We start from the raw sequence: 18,448 nt of genomic DNA, 5'->3' as shown, positions 1-18,448 counted from the left end.
CGCGACCCTCAAGCCTCCCGCTTGCGAATGGGAGGATCGAGCGACTTTAGCACAACGCGCCGGATCATGTCGGCATATTCGCGATATTCGGCAGCGCGCGCCTGGTACATCTCGGCCACCGCCGGCCGGCCGTTGCGCCGTCCGTCGGCGGCCATGCGCTGCACCAGCTCGGCCCGCTCCTCGATGATGCGCAGTGCGACCCGCAGGGCTTCATCCACTTGCCCCTCCTGCTCTTTTGCGAGGACGTCGGCGGCGAAGGCGTGACCGACCTGGCAACGGAAGCGCATCGGGTGCGATTCCTTCATCTCGGACAGGACGCCCCCGCAGGCCGGACAGGTCAGCGCAACCGGATCGGCCATCGAGACGAGACGGTCACTGCCGATCCGTTCGCCGGCCGCGATCTCGACCTCGAGCCGGATCTCCGGCGGGATCGGCAGTGCGGTGCCGGCAGCCTCCCTGGCGAGATCAGACAGCACGTCGCCCATTCCGGCGCCGGGAACGCAAAGATCGATGATGGTCGCCTCGAGGGCGCTCCTTGGCATTTCATCGGCGATGGCATCCGAGGGGTCCTGAACCACCGAAATCCCGCCGCAACGCTTGATGGCGTTGAGACCGGCCGAACCGTCCGACAACAGGCCGCTGAGCAGCACACCGATCACACGTGGGCCGTAATTGATGGCGGCCGAGCGAAACAAGGCATCGATGGCCGGCCGGACCATGTTCTCGCGCGGGCCGCGCCCGAGGAATACGCGATCCTCGGACAGCAGCAGATGGTGGTCCGGTGCGGCCAGATAAACCCGGCCTGGCTCGATCTTCATGCCGTTTTCGGCCTGCCGGACCGGGAGCGGACCGGCGCTGCTGGCCACCGTCGAGAGAATGCCGATGCCCTGCGCCGGGATGTGCAGCACGATGAACACCGCCGCGGGCAGATCCGGCGGCAGCCGGCCCAGGATCTGCTTCAGCGGCGCGGTCGCGCCGGCCGAGCCACCTATGACGATGATGTCGCGGTTGCTCATGGAACCCACTATCGGTTGTATTCGTTTGTACCAAGGCGGGTCACCGCCCTATGTTCCTATGAACCGGCAACGAAGGGGTGGAAGGCACCATGGCGATGTCGCCTCGATCGTCAGGTCCAGAGTCGGCGCTCAGCGGGCGACGCATCTTCATTGTCGAGGACGAATATTTTCTCGCCGACGACATTGGCAGAGCATGTCGCGCGCTCGGCGCAGACATCGCGGGCCCGGTGGGCGATCTCAACGACGCACTCCGTATCCTGCACGACGGCAGTGTTCTGGATGCCGCCGTGCTCGACGTGAACATCCGCAGCGAGATGATCTTTCCGGTCGCGCGCGAACTGAAGGCACGGAACGTCCCCTTCCTCTTCACGACCGGATACGACAAGGTCACGATCAGTCCGGAATTCCACGACGTGCCGATCCTGGAGAAACCGATCGATATGCCTGCGATGGCACAGAGGCTGGCGGCGCTGATCGCCGATCCGCACGGCCGAGCCTGACGGCGATCAGAACAGATGCGCGAAAGCGAGCCAGGCGGTCACCGCCAGACACAGAAGCACCGCAGCATAGGGCAACGCGATCCGCAAATCAGCAGCCCTCCCGGTCATCAACCCATCATCATCCAGACGATCGCCGCCATCATGACGAGAAAACCCGTGATTGCCGTTGCGACAAAGGCCTGTTCGACGCGATCCATCGGCATCACAGCCCCCTTTTTCCAGCCGAACCAGTCTGACGGCGCGGGGAGCTTTGCGCATTAGGCTATGTGAATCGGCGTCCTCCTTATCGGTCCGCGCCGCACTGGTTAGCTTAGATTGCGACGGTATCGTTCTAGGACTTCGCCGTGCCCGGCTCCGCCATCTTGCGATGCTGCTTGGCCAGCATCTCGTTCGGCGTGACGTTGGCGATCGTGGTCTGGATCTTGTTCTTCATTCCGGTCACGATGTCGGACTCCCCGCGCAACATGGCGTCGAAGCCGGCCTTCGCCACGTCGTAGGCACTGTCCTTCGGCTCGGTGCCGACCTTGGTATCCATCATGTCGGCGCGGCGGAAGAACTCCGTTTCCGTGGCGCCAGGCATCAGGCAGGTGACGGTGACGCCGCTGTCGCGCAACTCCTCGCGGAGCGCGAATGAGAATGAATCAAGAAACGCCTTGCTGGCGTTGTAGACCGCCTGAAAACTGCCCGGCGTGAATCCCGCGATCGAGCCCGTGATCAGGATGCGCCCCGAATTGCGGCGAAGCATCGCGTTGCCGGCGCGATGGATGAGATACAGCATGCCGGTGATGTTGGTGTCGACGAGGTGCTTGATCCTGGCAAAATCCTGGTCGAGAAAGGCCTTGCCAAGACCAACGCCGGCATTGGCCAGCAGCGCGTCGATCGGCCGGTCGCCGACCGCGGCGCAGAGCTTGTCGACGCCTTCGGTGGTGGCGAGATCGGCCTGCACCGGTTCGACGCTGCTGCCGAGCCTGCGCAGATCGACGGCCACCCTCTCGATCTCGGGCTCGTCCGCCGCAATGACAAGGTTGAAACCTGCTTGGGCACAGCATCTGGCGAGTTCCAGCCCGATGCCGGTGGAGGCGCCGGTGACGACGGCGAGTTGATTGGCGGGCATGAGCGTATCCTTCGCTAATCCTCGAGGGGGATTGATGACGCTCCAATCACCGCAATGCGCGCTCGTTCCTATCGGGGACGCACGCTGGTGCGGCGCAAAGATTTTGCACTGTGGAATAGCAACCATCGTTCGTTGTTCGACTTGGTTGCCTCGTAGCTCGGGAGAAAAGAGATGAAGGCGCTGGTTTGGCACGGCAAGGAAGACATACGCTGCGACACCGTTACCGATCCGGAAATTCAGGACGCGCGGGATGCCATCATCAAAGTCACGAGCTGCGCCATCTGCGGCTCGGACCTGCACCTCTTTCACAATTACATTCCGGGCATGCTGCCCGGGGACATCATGGGCCACGAGACCATGGGCGAAGTGGTCGAGGTCGGCTCGGGCGTCGACGGCAAGCTGAAGAAGGGCGACCGCATCGTCGTGCCCTTCACAATCATTTGCGGCGAATGCGACCAGTGCAAGCGTGGCAATTTCTCGGTTTGCGAAACCACCAATCGCAAGAGTCATCTCGCTGAAAAAGCGTTTGGTCATTCGGGCGCCGGCCTGTTCGGCTATACGCACCTGACCGGCGGCTATCCCGGCGGCCAGGCCGAATATTTGCGCGTGCCGTTCGCTGACGCCACGCACATCAAGGTGCCCGCGGGCATTCCCGACGAGCAGTTGCTGTTTCTCAGCGACATCTTCCCGACCGGCTGGCAGGCCGCCGTGCAATGCGACATCGAGCCGACCGACACGGTCGCGATCTGGGGCTGCGGTCCCGTGGGGCAGATGGCGATCCGCAGCGCCATCCTGCTCGGCGCCAACCAGGTGATCGCGATCGATTGCCTGCCCGAACGGCTCAGCATGGCCGAAGCCGGCGGCGCCACCACCATCAACTTCGAAAAAGAAAGCGTCCTGGAGCGGCTCGAGGAGCTCACCGACGGCAGAGGCCCCGAAAAATGTATCGATTGCGTCGGGATGGAGTCGCATGTGATGGCTTCCCTGCCCGACACGCTGCTCGACCGCGCCAAGCAGATGGTCATGGTGGAGAGCGACCGGCCCCATGTGCTGCGCGAGATGATCTATGTCTGCCGGCCCGGCGGCATCATTTCGGTGGCAGGCGTGTACAGCGGATTCTCCGACATGCTGCCGATGGGCGCCTTCATGAACAAGGGCCTGACGATGCGCACCGGCCAGACCCACGTCAACCGCTGGACCGACGACCTGCTCCATCGCATCGAGGAAGGTCAGATCGATCCGTCCTTCGTCATCACCCACACCGTCCCGCTTAGCCAAGGCCCCGAGATGTACCAGGTGTTTCGCGACAAGCGCGACTCCTGCGTCAAGGTCGTGCTGAAGCCCTGAGGAGCAAGACCCATGTTTCATTTCTCCAACATCGTTCGCACCAAGGGCGACCCGAAAATCGTCGAGGGCGGCCCGAGCCTGAAGCGGCCCGAAGACCAGCTCGCCCGTGCGCTCGGCTGGTTCAGCATCGGTCTCGGCGTCGTGGAATTCTTCGCGCCGCGGCGCGTCACGGAAACGCTGGGCATGGAGGGCCATGAGACGCTGGTCCGCACCTTCGGCCTGCGCGAGATCCTGGCCGGGGTCATGACGCTCTCGGTCGAGAAGAACGCCGGCCTGTGGGCCCGCGTCGGCGGCGACGGCCTCGATGCCGCCGCGCTGCTCTCGGGGCTGACCGCGGACAATCCCAAAAAGGGCAATATCGCGCTGGCGCTGCTGATGGTCGGCGGCATCGCGATGCTCGATTACCGCGCCGCGCAGGACACCAAGCCGCAGCGGCCGCAGCGCGACGCACGGCGCAAGCTGTATCCGAACCGCAGCGGCTTTCCCAAGGGCATCGAGAGCGCCCGAACCGCGGCCAAGCAGATCGCAGCGCACGCCGCGACGGAACGGACCTGAGAACGCGCGACGAGGTGATGCAAGACAATGAGCGAAGCGTCCCGTAACGAAGGTGCGTGGTGGGAATCCGCCGTCATCTACGAAATCGCACTGATCTCGTTCCAGGACTCGGACGGCGACGGCAAGGGTGATCTCGCCGGCCTGACATCCCGCATCGACTATCTGAAATGGCTCGGCGTCGACGCGGTGTGGCTGACGCCGGTCTACAAGAGCCCGTTTCGCGACCTCGGCTACGACATCTCCGACTACTGCTCGATCGATCCTGCGTTCGGCAGCCTCGAGGCGTTCGACCGCCTGCTCAAGGCCCTGCACGCGGCGGATATCCGCGTGATCCTCGATCTCGTGCCCAATCATACCGCGAACGATCACGCATGGTTCATCGAGAGCAGCAGCTCACGGAACAGCGCGAAGGCCGATTGGTACATCTGGGCCGACGCAGCCGAGAACGGCGGCCCGCCCAACAACTGGCTGAGCCGCTTCGGCGGCAGCGGCTGGGAATGGTGCGAGGCGCGGCGGCAATATTACTATCACTCCTTCCTGGTCGAGCAGCCCGATCTGAACTGGCGCAACCCGCAACTGCGCGCCGCGATCGCCGACGTCATGCGCTTCTGGCTCGATCGCGGCGTCGACGGCTTTCGCGTCGATGCCAGCGCGGTCCTGATCAAGGACGCGCTGCTGCGCGACAATCCGCATAACCCGCAAGCGAAAGGCAAGCCGCCGCCGCAGCGCCAAACGCCCGTCTTTACCGACGACCGGCCGGAGACGATGGATTGCATCGAATTCATTCGCGAGGTGATCGACGGCTATCCAGGGCGGATGTTGTGCGGTGAAGTCCAAGGCAAGACCGACCGCATCGGCCACTTCTACGGCAACGACCGACCGCGCCTGCATCTGCCCCTCAATTTCGCACTGCTGGACTCGCAATGGGACGCGCTGTCCCTGCAAGCAACGATCGACGCGTATTTCAACGCCATCCCGGATCATGCATGGCCGGTCTGGGTGATCGGTGGTCACGACAAGCAACGGATCGCGAGCCAAATCGGCGAGCCGCAAATGCGCGTGCTGGCGATGCTGCTGATGACGCTGCGGGGAACGCCCTTCTTCTTCATGGGCGACGAGATCGGCCGCAAGCGCGTTCCCATTCCGCCCGACCGCGTCGACGATCCCTTCGAGAAGCTCGTGCCGGGGTATGGCCTTTGCCGCGATCCCGAACGCGCGCCGATGCGATGGGATGACAGCAGCAACGGCGGCTTTACAACCGGCGATCCATGGCTGCCGCTCGAGCCGCGCGACGGCGCGGCCAACGTGGCCGCGCAGCAGCGCGACCCACGTTCGATCCTGGCGCTGTTTCGCGCGCTGATGCGACTGCGGCGCGAGCGCGCGTGCCTGCGCCACGGCGGCTACGAGCCCCTACGCGCGCAGAACGACGTTCTTGCCTACAGGCGGACGGATGGCGGCAAGGAAATTCTGGTCGCGCTCAACATTGCCGCCGAGCCGCGGAAATTGCATTGGCAAGGTCGCGGCCGCCTGCTGATGTCGACGCATCTCGACCTGCCGTCCGAGCCGCTGCCGGACGCCTCCATCCTGCTCCGCGGCAATGAAGGCGTGATCATCGAACTCGAGCCACGGTGACGGCCGAGGAACCATCCGCGCGTCAGAGAGTCTCATCAACGCCTCCGACGTCCCCCCTGCCGGAGGCTGAATAGACGAAACCGCAGCCCCGGCGCTCACCCCCTTCAAGCGCCGGGGTGGCGGCGTGAGCCAGGAGGCGGATCATGAGCAAGACCAAGGGCCTCGGTCAGCGGATCGCCGGCAAGGCGAAACAGGCCGTCGGCGAGATCGTCGGCGATCAGAATCTCCATGAGGAAGGCAAGGAGCAAGCGGAGCGCGGCCGGGACGAACAGAGCAAGCCGAGCGAGCTCAATCCGTTGAAGAAACTCAATCAGCTGACGTGAACGCTGCCGCGCCGTCAGCCATTTCCAAGTCAATTCGCACCGGTGATGAAGGCGCCTCACGGCGACGCTCGCGCTGGGTCGCCGCTGCCGAACTCGGCCTGATCAGCAGCACCTTCTCGACCATCGTCAGCCAGCTCTTCGCCGCGCGCATCGGACGCGATGCCGCGGTCGACTGGATGACGGTCGCCGCCATTCCCGCGCGCGATTGGGCGATCAGCGCAGAGCCGTCGTGGAGCGCGATCCTTGCCGGGATCGCCTTCCACCAATGGGCGGACTTCTCCTGGGCGCTGGTGTTCTTCGGTGTGCTCGGGCGCTGGACCGCTGACCTGCGGCCGCTCACGATCCTGCTGCTCGCGCTGCCCTGGGCCGTGTTCTCGTCAAGCATGGAATGGTTCGTGCTGGTGCCCCTGTTTCCGTTTTGGCAACCGCTGTTCACGCTGCAGCAGCCCTACTGGATCGGCCTGCTCGTCCACGGCTCCTCGGCCGTGATGTACCCCCTGTTTGCCCGGCTGCGCTGGACGGGGGGAGCAGCACCCGCGCGCGACGTTCGCTTCACCAATGCCTGGATCACCGGCGCGCTGGCTTTGATCGCACTGCTCGGCGCGGCTGCCTTGTTCGGCAGCCATGGTTACGAGCCGCAGTGGGCGGGCCGCGACAGGGACGCGGACCAGACTTACATCCGTCACATGACTGCGCATCACGCCCAGGGCATCGCGCTGGCCCGGATCGCCACCGAGCGCGCGCAGGACCCGCATCTGCGAAAGCTGGCGATGCTGATGGTCGCAAGCCAGACCGGCGAGAACCGGATTTTCGAGACGTGGTGGCTGAGCTGGTTCGACACCGAGATGCCCGATTGCAGCTCGGACGAACGTGCCGCCATGCCGGGCTTCCTGACACAGGCCGAGATGCGACAGGTCAAGGCCGCGCCGGCGGACCAATTCGACACGGTGTTCGTCGAGACGATGAGCAAGCATCACGCAGGCGCGGTCAGGATGGCCGACCAGATGTGGCTTAGCCGCGGCGATCTGCGCCTGCGTGTGATGGCCCACGCCATCCGCCATGAGCAACAGGGCGAGATCGCGCTGATGCACGGCGCCAGCGGCATTGCCGCCGTCGCCGCCGCCTTCCGCAACATGCTCGGCGACAATGTCAATTGAGCGGGTCGTGCCCTACTCGCGCCAGAACTCCGCCAATTCCTCGGCGGTCATCAGATCGACCTGGCCGTGAAAGCGGGTGCGATACATCGTCATCAGCGCATCATGGCCGACGTCGGACGAGCTGCACAGCGCATCCTCGACGATGACGACCCTGAAGCCGAGATCGACGGCGCTCAGGACCGTCGAGAGCACGCAGACGTCCGTCTCCGCCCCGGTGATGACGACCGTGCCGACGTTCTTGTCGATCAGCAGGCTCGCGAGGCCAGGATTGCTGAACGCGGAATAGGCCGGCTTGTCGATGACGGCAGCCGGCGGAACGAAGCGGCTCAGAGCCGGCACGAGTTCGAGGCCGGATGGCGGCAGATGTTTGCGGGTCGCTTCGCGCCAGCGACGAAAATAGCGCTGCCACTGTCCGGGACGATCTTCCGGATCTTCCGGCGTGATGAATCGCGTGAAGATCGTTCTGGCCTGATGGCGCGAAACGATCGAGGCGATCGTCGGCAACACTCGCGCCATCCATGGCGTCTCCCAAAGGCCACCCGGAGCGAAGATGTTCTGCATGTCGATGCACAAGTGAACGGCGTCGCTGATGTCGGTCACGTCCGACGCGCTGTCTCTCATCGTCCTTCACTCCTGTGGGCGTGATCCACGGCGTTCACGACGCCGAGATCGGAGCCTCTCCGGCCTCGACGATCTCTGGAAGGATGTCCTTGAACAGACGCACCGGAATGGATTTTGCCGCAGGGACCTTGCTGCCCTCCACGTAATGCCAGAGCGGAATGAGCACGTTGCACTCCGGATAATAAGCCGCAATGCTCCTGCGCGGGATGCCATAGGGGACGATTTGGAGTTCGCTCAGGCTGCGTTCGACACCGTCGCCCGCCTCCGTCACCAGCGTGACGGTATCTCCTGCTTTCAACCCGTCTCCCTCCATGTCGGCGGGATTCATGAACACGACGTAGCGGCCGCCCTCGATGCCGCGAAAGCGATCGCCTTCGGCGTAGATCGTCGTATTGAACTGCCCGTCCGCGCGCAGTGTCATCAGCTCATAGACGCCGTCGGTCTCGCGCGGCGGCGCGAAGGCCGACTTCGGAACGGTGAAGTTGGCCTTGCCGTTCGGGGTCTTCCACTTCCGCTCGCGCGCCGCGAGCGGCCGCGCAAAACCGCCGGGTTCGAACATGCGCGCATTGAAGTCCTTGAACTGGTCGGGATAGGTGCGCTCGATGGCGTCCCGAACCCGCGAATAGTCGGCGACCCAGGCGTCCCAATCGATCTTGGGGTTGGGCTTCAACGTTGCCTTTGCCAGGGCGGCGACGATCGCCGGCTCCGACAGGAGATGGTCGGCCACCGGCTTGCGCTGGCCGCGCGATCCGTGAATGCAGGTGGTGGAATCCTCCATCGACACCGCTTGTGCGCCGCTGGCCTGCCGGTCGATCTCGATCCGGCCGAGGCACGGCAGCAGATAAGTGACCTCGCCCGGCACGAGGTGGGTCCGGTTGAGCTTGGTCGCGATCTGCACCGACAGGCGCAGGCAGGACCAGGCGGGCTCCATCAGGGACCGCTCCGGAACGGCGCGCAGGAAATTGCCGCCGAGGCCGACGAAGCCGCGAACGTCGCCTTTCAGAATACCCTGGCAGGCGTCGACGGTGGACAGTCCCTCCCATCGCGGCGGCTCGAAACCGTAAAGCTCCGCAAGCTTGTCGAGCGGCACCAGCTTGGTCTTCTCGGAGATGCCGACGGTGCGCTGGCCCTGCACGTTGGAGTGGCCCCGGATCGGCAAAATGCCCGCGCCCGGCTTGCCGATATTGCCGCGAAGCAGCAGCAGGTTGACGATCATCTTGTTCGTCTCGACGCCGTGCTTGTGCTGGGTGATGCCCATGCCGTAATTGGCGATCACAGCCTTGGCTTCCATATAGGTGTTCGCGGCTTCGCGCAGCGCACCGCGCGAAAGCCCCGAGGCCCGTTCGATCTCGTCCCAATCCTGTGTACGGCAGAATGCGGCGAACTCCTCGAAGCCGGCCGTGTGCTGCTGGATGAATTCGACATCCACCACGCGCGCAGCTTCATTCTTGCGCGCGAGGTCGTCCGCCTCGATCACCCATTTGCAAATCCCGACGATCGCCGCAGCATCACCGCCGACCCGCACCTGATAATATTGCGAGCTGATGCGCGTGCCGCCGGCGATCATCTGGACCGGATTTTGCGGATTGACGAAACGCTCCAGGCCGCGCTCGCGCAGCGGATTGAAAGATATGATCGGCACGCCGCGCTGCGCCGCCTCCTGGAGCGGATGCAGCATGCGCGGCGCATTGGTGGTCGTGTTGTGGCCGAAGAAGAAGATGCAACCGGTAGTCTCGAAATCCTCCAGCAGAACGGTCCCGACCGGAACTCCGATCACCTCCGGCAGCGCCACCGACGTGGTTTCGTGGCACATGTTCGAGCTGTCGGGGAAATTGTTGGTGCCGTACATGCGGCCGAATAATTGGTACATGTAGCTGGTTTCGAGCGAGGCACGTCCAGACGTGTACATCACGACCGAACGGGGATCGAGCCGGTTCAGCTCGGCGCCGATAGCCGCAAAGGCCTCCTCCCAGTCGACCGGCAGATATTTGTCGCTTGCCCTGTCGTAACGCATCGGCGTCGTCAGGCGCCCCTGCTCCTCCAACTGATGATCGGACCAGGTTCGTAGTTCAGCCAGCGTATGTTGCGCAAAGAACTCCGGTGTCACGGTCTTGCGCGTAATCTCCCAGGCGGTCGCCTTGGCGCCGTTTTCGCAGAACTCGAACGGACGCGGCTTGGCCGGCTTGGCCCAGGAGCAGCTCACGCACATGAATCCGTCCGGCTTGTTCTGCTTGAGCAGGATCTCGCTGCCGAGAATGGCGACCTCTTCCTGTGTCAGGATACTGGCAACGGCTTTGAGCGAGCCCCAGCCGCCTGCCGGCGCATCATAGTTCTCGACCTTTGCCTTTTGCCGCATGGCGTTTCCTTCAATCGCAAGCCCTGCACGCAAAACCCGAGATGGGATGGCAAGTTCCAAGCGTTCGGAACCTTGCTCCGGTTCGTGCGTCGATGAATCGACGTAGGACGAACACCCATGCACGGCTCTCGATCCGGCGCACACGATCGCGCATCCATGCCCACGGCATCCGTGAGAATGCCCCGGCTGACGTCGAGCGGAACGCGGGATGAGCGGATGCTGGCGGAGGAATGTCCCGTGGCACTCGTCTACGACGGAACGACCGTCGCCGTTGTGATGGCAACTCCCGCCGATCTGACCGATCTTGCTGTGGGATTCAGCCTGACCGAAGGGATCATCGGGGACATCGGCGAGATCGAGGAGCTCACGGTCGTTCCCGGTCGCGACGGCATCGAACTGCGGCTATGGCTGCGAACGAACGCCGGGCGCCGCCTGAAGGAGCGCCGGCGACATCTGGTCGGGCCGACGGGTTGCGGCCTGTGCGGCATCGACAGCTTGCGGGAAGCCGGGCGGATCGTTCAGTGCGTCGAGCAGCCAGCGAACCTCACGGCGGAGCAGATCAGCACGGCCGTCGCAACCCTCAGCGAGTCACAGATCCTCAACCACAAGACACGCGCCGCTCACGCCGCGGGTTTTTTCGAGCCAGTCGGCAAGACCATGACGGTGCGCGAGGACGTGGGGCGCCACAACGCCCTCGACAAGCTTGCCGGCGCTCTCGCGACGGAAGGAGCATCCGGCCGCGCTGGCGCCGTCATTCTCACCAGCCGGATTTCGGTCGAGATGGTGCAAAAAACCGCCGCGATCGGCGCCGGCGTCGTCGTTGCCATGTCTGCACCGACCGCGCTCGCAGTCCGAACGGCCGAAGCCAGCGGGATCACGCTTGTCGGCATAGCGCGGGGCGACGAATTCGAGATCTTCAGCCATCCGGCGAGGGTGTTTAAGCCCGCCGCCACGCAGATCGAGCCGGAGTCTCGACCGCAGGCAAACTAAGGGAACCCGGACGTGAGGGCATAGCGAACTTCGCCAGGCAACTTCATGCCCGATCGCGCCGAGGGAGCGAACCCTCGGCCGCGAGATCGAACATCGAAGACTTGGGGAGGCCCCGTTCCAGGGTCCGCAGCGCGAACAGGGCGGGCACCGAAAATCGCGAAACAATCTTTCGCGTGTCTGTTTGCTTGGTGCGCTCGGAGGGACTCGAACCCCCACGATTTTACTCACTGCCACCTCAAGGCAGCGCGTCTACCAATTCCGCCACGAGCGCTTTGGGGATGCCGGCTTGAGGCTTGAAGGCCAACCGGATCAACGGCGCCGATCTAACAAATCCGTCAGAGGGGTACAAGCCTCCAAAGGCCCTGAATTCCACAAGCTTGGCAGGAAAGTTCCGGCTCCTTGCGCCGGGATCGGCCTTTTCCGCCTGCCCGGCCGCTACTGCGTGCCCAGGCCGCGACGCGTGCCCGGGCCGCGACGCCTGCCCGGGCCGCTACCGTGTGCCCGGGACACGTGGCAGCATCTGCTTGACCTCGACCGCGATGCGGTTGCGGTCGACCAGCACGACCCCGGAGGCGACCGGCAAATTATTGGCCAGAACCTTGACCTCGTCGGCCTCGGTTGCGTCCAGCTCGATGATGGCGCCGCGGGAAAGACGCAATACCTGATGGATCGGCATGGTCGTCGTCCCGAGGACGACCATGAGGTCCACGGTGACTTTGTCGAGAGTAGGCACTTCAGCACCACCGCAACTTGGGACTAGGACTAGGGACTGGTATTTGCTCCTGGGATCATCACCCGGTTATGGTTAGCCAATGGTTAATTCGCCCCAACACCCCCGCCAAGAGCTCGATTTGACGCCGTTTTCCGCTTCCACCGGCGAGCCGGTGGAATGGCGGATTTCGGACGCGCCGGTGCCCTATCCGGAGGCGGTCGCCGAAATGGAGGCGCGCGTCGCGGCGATCGCGGCCGGTGCAGCCCCGGAGCTGGTCTGGCTGCTGGAGCACCCCCCGCTCTACACGTCCGGCACCTCGGGCAAGACCACCGACCTGCTCGATGCCCGATTCCCGACCTTTGCCACCGGGCGCGGCGGCCAGCTCACCTATCACGGGCCCGGCCAGCGCGTGGCCTATGTCATGCTTGACCTGAAGCGCCGCCGGCCGGATGTCCGGGCCTATGTCGCGAGCCTGGAGGAGCTGATTGTGCAGACGCTCGCCGCCTTCAACATCCGTGGCGAGCGGCGCGAGGACCGGGTCGGCGTCTGGGTCAAGCGGCCCGACAAGGGACCCGAGCACGAGGACAAGATCGCCGCGATCGGCGTCCGGCTGAAGCGCTGGGTCTCGTTTCACGGCATTGCCATCAATGTCGAGCCGGAGCTGTCACATTTCGCCGGCATCGTGCCCTGCGGCGTCGCCGATCCCCGCTACGGCGTCACCTCGCTGGTCGATCTCGGCCAGCTCCTGACGATGAGCGATGTCGACGTGGCGCTTCGGCAAGCCTTCGAGGGGCTGTTCGGGCCGACCCAGGCGCTGATGCCGGAAGCAGCGGCCTAACTTCGGTCTCCCTCATTCTCGGCAAACCCGGAATCAGCTACCCTCGATTCCGGTGTCGCCCACGCCTCCCCCCTCCGCCGGGAAAGCAGATGTCATGCCGGGCGAATTGATCATCGGACCGACTGTTCGAGCGCCAAGGCATAAGGAGGGGTTGCGCTTCAGCTCGCAATGGGAGGTTTTTGCGATGAGACTGTCTGCACCCATTTATCATCTGAAACGAAAAGCGAAGCGCTTGTCCCGCGAGGTAGGCATCCCGCTGCACGATGCGCTCGACCGCGTCGCTGCGACGCAAGGCTTTTCCGCATGGAGCCTGCTCGCGGCGAAAGCGGCCACGGCGACGCCGGCCAACCGGCTTTTCCCGCAATTCCAACCGGGTGACCTGGTGCTGGTGGGCGCGCGTCCCGGCCAGGGCAAGACCCTGATGAGCCTCGGGCTTGCCGTAGAGGCGATGCGGTCGGGCCACCGCGCCGCGTTCTTCTCGCTCGAATACACCGAGAAAGACGTTCTGGATCGCTTTCGGGCGATCGGCGTGGATCTGGCGGGGTTCGAAAAACTCTTCGAGGTCGATTGCTCCGACGCCATCAGTGCCGACTACGTCGTCATGCCGCAGCACCGCGCGGCACGGTCGTGGTGATCGACTATCTGCAGTTGCTGGACCAGCGGCGGGAAAATCCCGACCTCACCGTTCAGGTGCGCGCGTTGAAATCATTCGCGCACGACAAGGGATTGATCGTCGTCTTCATCTCGCAGATCGACCGTTCCTATGATTCCTCGCTCAAACCCTGCCCTGACCTGGACGATGTCAGGCTGCCGAACCCGCTCGACCTGAAGCTGTTCGACAAGACCTGTTTCCTGAACAAGGACGAAGTTCAGTTTCGCATAGCGAGCTGACGATCCCTGGCAACGGTTCAGGCCGCGGGTGCGGTTATTCACCCGCGGCCTCCCTCCTCACGCCTTCTCCGGCGAAACCTCGAGCTTGCCGGCGATGTAGCGCCGCTCCTGGGTCAGGCCGCCAAAGCCATAGGCGTCGCCCTTGACCTCGTCGACATGCAGATAGGTCTCGTGATGCAGCGGGCCCAGGATCCCGGCCATGCGCTGGAACATCGCGGCGAGATAGGCGGCCTTCTCGTCCTTGGTGTTGGTGCCTTCGCTGACGTGAATGTCGATCCAGTAGCTCGCGAGCTTTTGCTCTGCGAGCGACTTGCCGCCAGCGAACCAGTCGCTCGCCTCCACCGACTTCACGATAATGGCCGTGACCTCAGGGTCCTTGTGCAGGATTTTTGCGGTGAGCTCGGATACGGCGCTCGCGATGTCGGCCTTCAGCGGCGGCGACTGGCGTGGGGTGGTGTAGGACACGGTGATCAGCGGCATGGTCGTTCTCCTCGGATGTCGCGCAGATGTTGCGCGGCGTTGGTGAGAAGCTAGACCCGCCCTCGACATCTTGGTATCTTATCTCTGTTGATACCAGTGATAAGAAATCGTAATGATAGCAACGCTCGACATCGCCACCGTCCAGGCCTTCCTGCTGGTCGCCGACCTCCAGAGTTTCACGCGGACCGCCGAAGCGCTCGGCACGACCCAGGCGGCTGTCAGCCTCAAGCTGCAACGGCTGGAGACGCTGCTGGGAAAACGTCTCGTCGAGCGCTCGCCGCGCGCGGTCCGGCTCACGGCAGACGGCGCGACGTTCCTGGAGCGCGCCCGCGCGCTGATCGCGGCGCATGACCGCGCGCTATCGGGCGAGGCCTCGGTCGCGCAGTCGCTCTCGCTCGGCATCTCCGACCATGCTGCGGGGCCGGAGCTGGTACCCCTGCTCGAACGCCTGCATGCGATGTCGTCGAACCTCACGCTTGCCGTCATCATCGGCTTCTCGCGCGAGATGCAGGAGGCCTATGATGCGGGCCGACTGGATGCGGTGATCGTGCGCCAGGAAGGCAGCCGGCGCGGCGGAGAGACGCTGGCCGAGGACGAATTCGGCTGGTTCGCGTCACGACGCTTCACCGTGCCAAAGGGGCAGCCTTTGCCGCTCGCGACGCTCGCCCCGCCCTGCGGCGTCCGCGCCATCGCTGTGCGCGCGCTCGACAAGGCCGGCCTGAAATGGCGTGAGCGCTTCGTCGGCGGAGGCGTCACCGCCGTGGTTGCAGCCGCGCTCGCCGGACTTGCAATCGCGCCGCTGGCGCGACGGATCGCGCCGGCAGGCCTGGTCGACGTCGGCCCCGCCCACAAGCTGCCGAAACTCGGCAGCTCAAAGGTGATGCTCCATTCGAAGGTCAGCGATCCCGCAAAGCTGGCGGCGCTGCGTGCGGTGGCGGCGACGTTCCGTAGCGTGGCGGCGGTCTGACGCGCACGGCTTTCCGGCTCGAATGCGGGCGAGCGTCTGCTGGCTTGCGTCCTGCATACGGACGCGCAATGTTGCCTAAAAATGTTCCAACCTCCGGGAACAATCCGCCACCTACTGCGTTTGCCCCCGTTGAGGCAGGGTCCGGGAATGGTCGAGAAGTCTAGTCAGCAGAGGGATTTGTTCGAAAGCGAACGCAGTTTCCGCCTGTTAGTTGAAGGAGTTGCGGACTACGCACTCTACATGCTGGATCCCACCGGGAGAATCACCAGCTGGAACATTGGCGGCGAGCGCATCAAGGGCTATTCACCCGGGGAGATCCTCGGCCAACACTTTTCCCGGTTCTACACCGAGACCGACCGCGCCAACGGCAAGCCCGCCCGTGCGCTCGGCATCGCGCGGGAAAAGGGCCGCTACGAGGAGGAAGGCTGGCGCGTCCGCAAGGACGGCACCTTCTTCTGGGCCAGCGTCGTGATCGATCCGATCTACGAGGCCGGCGAGCTGGTCGGCTTCGCCAAGATCACGCGCGACATCACCGAGCGGCGCAATACCCAGCTCAAGCTCGAGGCGATGCAGAAGCAGCTCGCCGAATCCCAGAAATTCGACGCGCTCGGCCAGCTCACCGGCGGGGTCGCCCACGATTTCAACAACCTCCTGATGATCATCAGCGGCAGCCTCCACATGCTGAAACGAGGGGCCGACGACGAAGCCAAGCTTCAGCGCGCGATCTCGGCCATCGAAACCGCTACCAGGCGCGGCGCCGCGCTAACCAACCAGCTCCTCACCTTCGCGCGGCGGCAGAGCGTCAATCCGCAGGCGATCGACTTCGCCGACCGCATCGCGGCGATCCGCGAGGTACTCGATGCCGGCGTCGGCAGCTCCGTGCGCCTGGCTTTCGACGTCAGCGACGACGTCTGGCCGATCAGGACCGACGTTTCCGAGCTCGAGACCGCGCTGCTCAACCTTGTCATCAATGCCCGCGACGCGATGCCCGACGGAGGCACGGTGACGATCGCAGCGCGCAATCTCGTGCTCGACGAGGACCCCCTCGTGGGCGAATTCATCGCGATCGACGTCACCGATACCGGCCTCGGCATTCCCTCCGACGTTCTCGACAAGATCTTCGAGCCGTTCTTCACGACCAAGGCGATCGGAAAAGGCACTGGCCTCGGTCTCTCCCAGGTGCACGGCTTCGCCCATCAGGCCGGCGGCACGGTCCGGGTCGCGAGCGCGCTCGGCAAGGGCACGACCTTCACCATCCTGCTGCCGCGCGGAGAAGACGAGCCATCGCGTGAGGCGGCGGGAGAACCGGCGTTCCAAGGCAGCGGCACGGTGCTGCTGGTCGAGGACAATCCGGACGTCGCCGCCGTCAGCATCGGCCTTCTGGAGCAGCTCGGCTATCAGGTGCGCCGGGTCGCGGACGCCGAAGCCGCCTTGAGCGAGATCGAGAAGAACGGCGTCGACTTCGTGTTCTCGGATATCGTCATGCCCGGCAAGATGGACGGGCTCAGCCTCGCCCATCACCTCCGCCAGATCCGCCCCGGCCTGCCGATTCTGCTCGCCACCGGCTACAGCGAAGTCGCCGCAGGCGTGCGCGGCGATTTCCCGATCCTGCGCAAGCCCTACGAGATCCACGAATTGAGCGAAGCGATCGCCAAGCTGCCGCGGTGATTCTTTAGCTACACCGTCGGCAACACCGAAAACGCCTCGCCTGCTCGGCGCAAGTTCAGTTCATCGACGTCGGCCGTCTCGCTGGTGACGCTGTCGACGCGCGAGGACGGCGGGCCGTGGCGGCACAGCGCAACCATGTCCGCGACGTGCTTCGGCGGCCCCGCGAACAGCGCTTCGACGCTGCCGTCACGGCGGTTGCGGACCCAGCCTTCGAGACCGCACGTCGTCGCCTGATACTCGAGCCAGGCCCGGTAGCCTACCCCCTGCACGCGGCCGCGGATCATGACCTGGAGGATCGCCCGGCTCATTGTTTCAGTCCGAGGACATCGGCGCTCCGCGCCTTGACGTCGGCCTCCCGCGTGACGCGGCTGGTCAAGTCCGACGATGGGAGACCTTTGAGATTCTTCGGCGCAGTGCCGTCGCGTAGCGCCTTCTGCGTCTCGTAGACGGCCTGCGTTGCGGCCGCGATCGGCGCGTGGCCCTGAAGCGCGATGCGCACGCGCTGGCCAGCGAGGTATTCGAGCACGTTCAACTCCTCCGGCGCGCCGCCGAGCACGATCGGCAGGCGCGTCGCAGACACGATGGCCTCGAGCTCGGCGCGCGACTTGATGCCGGTGAAGAACAGCGCGTCGACGCCGGTAGCCTCATAAGCTCTGGCGCGGCGGATCGCATCCTCGATCGAGGTGATCGAGGCCGCACCGGTGCGGCCCATGATGACGAGCGAGGGGTCGCCGCGGCCGTCGAGTGCCGCCTTCATCTTGCCGACGCCCTCCTCGAGCGAGATCAGCTGCGTCTTCGCTTCGCCGAAGCCAGCCGGCAGCAGCGTGTCCTCGATGGTGAGGCCGGCGGCGCCCGCCGTTTCCAGCTCCTGCACCGTGCGACGCACGTTGAGCGCGTTGCCATAGCCGTGATCGGCATCGACCAACACCGGAAGCGCTGCAGCACGCGACATCCGCCGCATCTGCTCGGCAAGTTCCGTGAGCGTGATCAGCGTGATGTCGGGGTCGCCGAGCACCGCGAGCGAAGCCACCGAGCCGCCGAACATGCCGAGCGGGAAACCGAGATCCTCGGCGATGCGGATCGAGATAGCGTCGTAGACCGAGCCGGGATGGACGCACGTCCCGCCCGACAGGATCGATCGCAGTTTTTCGCGGCGGGAACGAAAGGCCATGGTGATGTCTCGGTTAGGTCACGGAGGCCGCAGCATACTCCGTCATTGCGAGCGAAGCGAAGCAATCCAGAAATGCATCCGCAGAGACAGACTGGATTGCTTCGTCGCGG

At 64.6% G+C, this 18,448-nt stretch carries 18 protein-coding genes, 1 tRNA gene and 1 pseudogene; 11 read left to right on the top strand and 9 right to left on the bottom strand.

Translation table 11 applies throughout. From position 1 onward, the window contains the following. Window positions 1-8 precede the first annotated feature (8 nt). Complete coding sequence (locus IVB54_RS17185; RefSeq protein ID WP_247777382.1) at window positions 9-1,016, bottom strand: chemotaxis protein CheB; 1,008 nt, start codon at window positions 1,014-1,016, stop codon at window positions 9-11. Window positions 1,017-1,105: 89 nt separating this feature from the next. On the opposite strand from IVB54_RS17185, the gene IVB54_RS17180 reads away from it, so the two are divergent. Further along, a complete protein-coding gene (locus IVB54_RS17180) occupies window positions 1,106-1,516 on the top strand; it encodes a response regulator (RefSeq protein ID WP_083926391.1) in 411 nt (136 codons plus the stop codon). 331 nt (window positions 1,517-1,847) lie between these two features. Here IVB54_RS17180 and IVB54_RS17175 read toward each other — a convergent pair whose 3' ends face one another. Further along, window positions 1,848-2,630: an SDR family NAD(P)-dependent oxidoreductase gene (locus tag IVB54_RS17175; protein ID WP_247370556.1), complete on the bottom strand. Its 783-nt coding sequence runs from the start codon at window positions 2,628-2,630 to the stop codon at window positions 1,848-1,850. A gap of 171 nt (window positions 2,631-2,801) precedes the next feature. Between IVB54_RS17175 and IVB54_RS17170 the strand changes: the two genes are divergently transcribed. The 5 genes from IVB54_RS17170 to IVB54_RS17150 all read left to right on the top strand — a co-directional run bounded on the left by IVB54_RS17170 (window position 2,802) and on the right by IVB54_RS17150 (window position 7,644). Beyond that, window positions 2,802-3,977 carry a zinc-dependent alcohol dehydrogenase gene (locus IVB54_RS17170; RefSeq protein ID WP_085351352.1) on the top strand — a complete coding sequence of 392 codons (1,176 nt, stop codon included), beginning with the start codon at window positions 2,802-2,804 and terminating at the stop codon, window positions 3,975-3,977. A 12-nt stretch (window positions 3,978-3,989) separates the two neighbouring features. Next, entirely contained in the window at window positions 3,990-4,532 is a 543-nt protein-coding gene (locus IVB54_RS17165) for a hypothetical protein (RefSeq protein ID WP_018455219.1), read from the top strand. 27 nt (window positions 4,533-4,559) lie between these two features. Next, window positions 4,560-6,164: an alpha-amylase family glycosyl hydrolase gene (locus IVB54_RS17160; protein WP_247777381.1), complete on the top strand. Its 1,605-nt coding sequence runs from the start codon at window positions 4,560-4,562 to the stop codon at window positions 6,162-6,164. A gap of 143 nt (window positions 6,165-6,307) precedes the next feature. Further along, on the top strand, window positions 6,308-6,487 hold the full coding sequence (locus IVB54_RS17155; RefSeq protein ID WP_085351350.1) for a CsbD family protein: 180 nt from the start codon (window positions 6,308-6,310) through the stop codon (window positions 6,485-6,487). Continuing rightward, window positions 6,484-7,644, top strand: coding sequence for a DUF305 domain-containing protein (locus tag IVB54_RS17150; protein ID WP_247370554.1), 1,161 nt, complete (start codon window positions 6,484-6,486; stop codon window positions 7,642-7,644). The genes IVB54_RS17155 and IVB54_RS17150 overlap by 4 nt, the downstream gene beginning before the upstream one ends. A 12-nt stretch (window positions 7,645-7,656) precedes the next feature. On the opposite strand, the gene IVB54_RS17145 is transcribed toward IVB54_RS17150, so the two are convergent. Both IVB54_RS17145 and IVB54_RS17140 read right to left on the bottom strand, forming a co-directional pair. Next, window positions 7,657-8,265 (bottom strand): isochorismatase family cysteine hydrolase, encoded by a 609-nt coding sequence (locus tag IVB54_RS17145; protein ID WP_018455224.1) that lies wholly within the window; start codon window positions 8,263-8,265, stop codon window positions 7,657-7,659. Window positions 8,266-8,299: 34 nt separating this feature from the next. Beyond that, complete coding sequence (locus IVB54_RS17140) at window positions 8,300-10,621, bottom strand: FdhF/YdeP family oxidoreductase (protein ID WP_247777378.1); 2,322 nt, start codon at window positions 10,619-10,621, stop codon at window positions 8,300-8,302. 117 nt (window positions 10,622-10,738) lie between these two features. Between IVB54_RS17140 and fdhD the strand changes: the two genes are divergently transcribed. After that, a complete protein-coding gene (gene fdhD, locus IVB54_RS17135) occupies window positions 10,739-11,611 on the top strand; it encodes a formate dehydrogenase accessory sulfurtransferase FdhD (RefSeq protein WP_345956887.1) in 873 nt (290 codons plus the stop codon). A gap of 186 nt (window positions 11,612-11,797) precedes the next feature. Here fdhD and IVB54_RS17130 read toward each other — a convergent pair. Next, a tRNA-Leu gene (locus IVB54_RS17130) sits at window positions 11,798-11,882 on the bottom strand. A gap of 219 nt (window positions 11,883-12,101) precedes the next feature. Next, on the bottom strand, window positions 12,102-12,344 hold the full coding sequence (locus IVB54_RS17125) for a FliM/FliN family flagellar motor switch protein (RefSeq protein WP_085351347.1): 243 nt from the start codon (window positions 12,342-12,344) through the stop codon (window positions 12,102-12,104). Between the two features lie 79 nt (window positions 12,345-12,423). Here IVB54_RS17125 and lipB point away from each other — a divergent pair, with 79 nt between their 5' ends. Then, the gene (gene lipB, locus IVB54_RS17120) at window positions 12,424-13,161 is read left to right on the top strand and encodes a lipoyl(octanoyl) transferase LipB (protein WP_247370551.1); all 738 of its coding nucleotides are present in this window, start codon (window positions 12,424-12,426) and stop codon (window positions 13,159-13,161) included. A 184-nt stretch (window positions 13,162-13,345) separates the two neighbouring features. After that, a pseudogene (locus tag IVB54_RS17115) lies at window positions 13,346-14,052 on the top strand (DNA helicase). A gap of 57 nt (window positions 14,053-14,109) precedes the next feature. Here the strand turns inward: IVB54_RS17115 and IVB54_RS17110 are convergent. Then, entirely contained in the window at window positions 14,110-14,532 is a 423-nt protein-coding gene (locus IVB54_RS17110; RefSeq protein WP_018455230.1) for a 4-oxalocrotonate tautomerase family protein, read from the bottom strand. A 112-nt stretch (window positions 14,533-14,644) separates the two neighbouring features. On the opposite strand from IVB54_RS17110, the gene IVB54_RS17105 reads away from it, so the two are divergent. Together IVB54_RS17105 and IVB54_RS17100 are read left to right on the top strand one after the other, a co-directional pair. After that, complete coding sequence (locus IVB54_RS17105; RefSeq protein ID WP_247336146.1) at window positions 14,645-15,499, top strand: LysR substrate-binding domain-containing protein; 855 nt, start codon at window positions 14,645-14,647, stop codon at window positions 15,497-15,499. Window positions 15,500-15,646: 147 nt separating this feature from the next. Then, a complete protein-coding gene (locus IVB54_RS17100) occupies window positions 15,647-17,167 on the top strand; it encodes a PAS domain-containing sensor histidine kinase (RefSeq protein WP_085351344.1) in 1,521 nt (506 codons plus the stop codon). An 8-nt stretch (window positions 17,168-17,175) separates the two neighbouring features. Here the strand turns inward: IVB54_RS17100 and IVB54_RS17095 are convergent, their stop codons facing one another. Further along, window positions 17,176-17,475, bottom strand: coding sequence for an acylphosphatase (locus IVB54_RS17095; RefSeq protein WP_007603158.1), 300 nt, complete (start codon window positions 17,473-17,475; stop codon window positions 17,176-17,178). Further along, entirely contained in the window at window positions 17,472-18,338 is an 867-nt protein-coding gene (locus IVB54_RS17090; protein WP_018455234.1) for an isocitrate lyase/PEP mutase family protein, read from the bottom strand. Before IVB54_RS17090 ends, IVB54_RS17095 begins: the two co-directional genes overlap by 4 nt. Window positions 18,339-18,448 lie beyond the last annotated feature (110 nt).

The organism is Bradyrhizobium sp. CW1 (assembly GCF_023100665.1).
GTDB classification, from domain to species: Bacteria; Pseudomonadota; Alphaproteobacteria; order Rhizobiales; family Xanthobacteraceae; genus Bradyrhizobium; species Bradyrhizobium canariense_D.
Note: the sequence above shows the minus strand (reverse complement) of the source record. Positions and strands in the feature narration are given on the sequence as shown.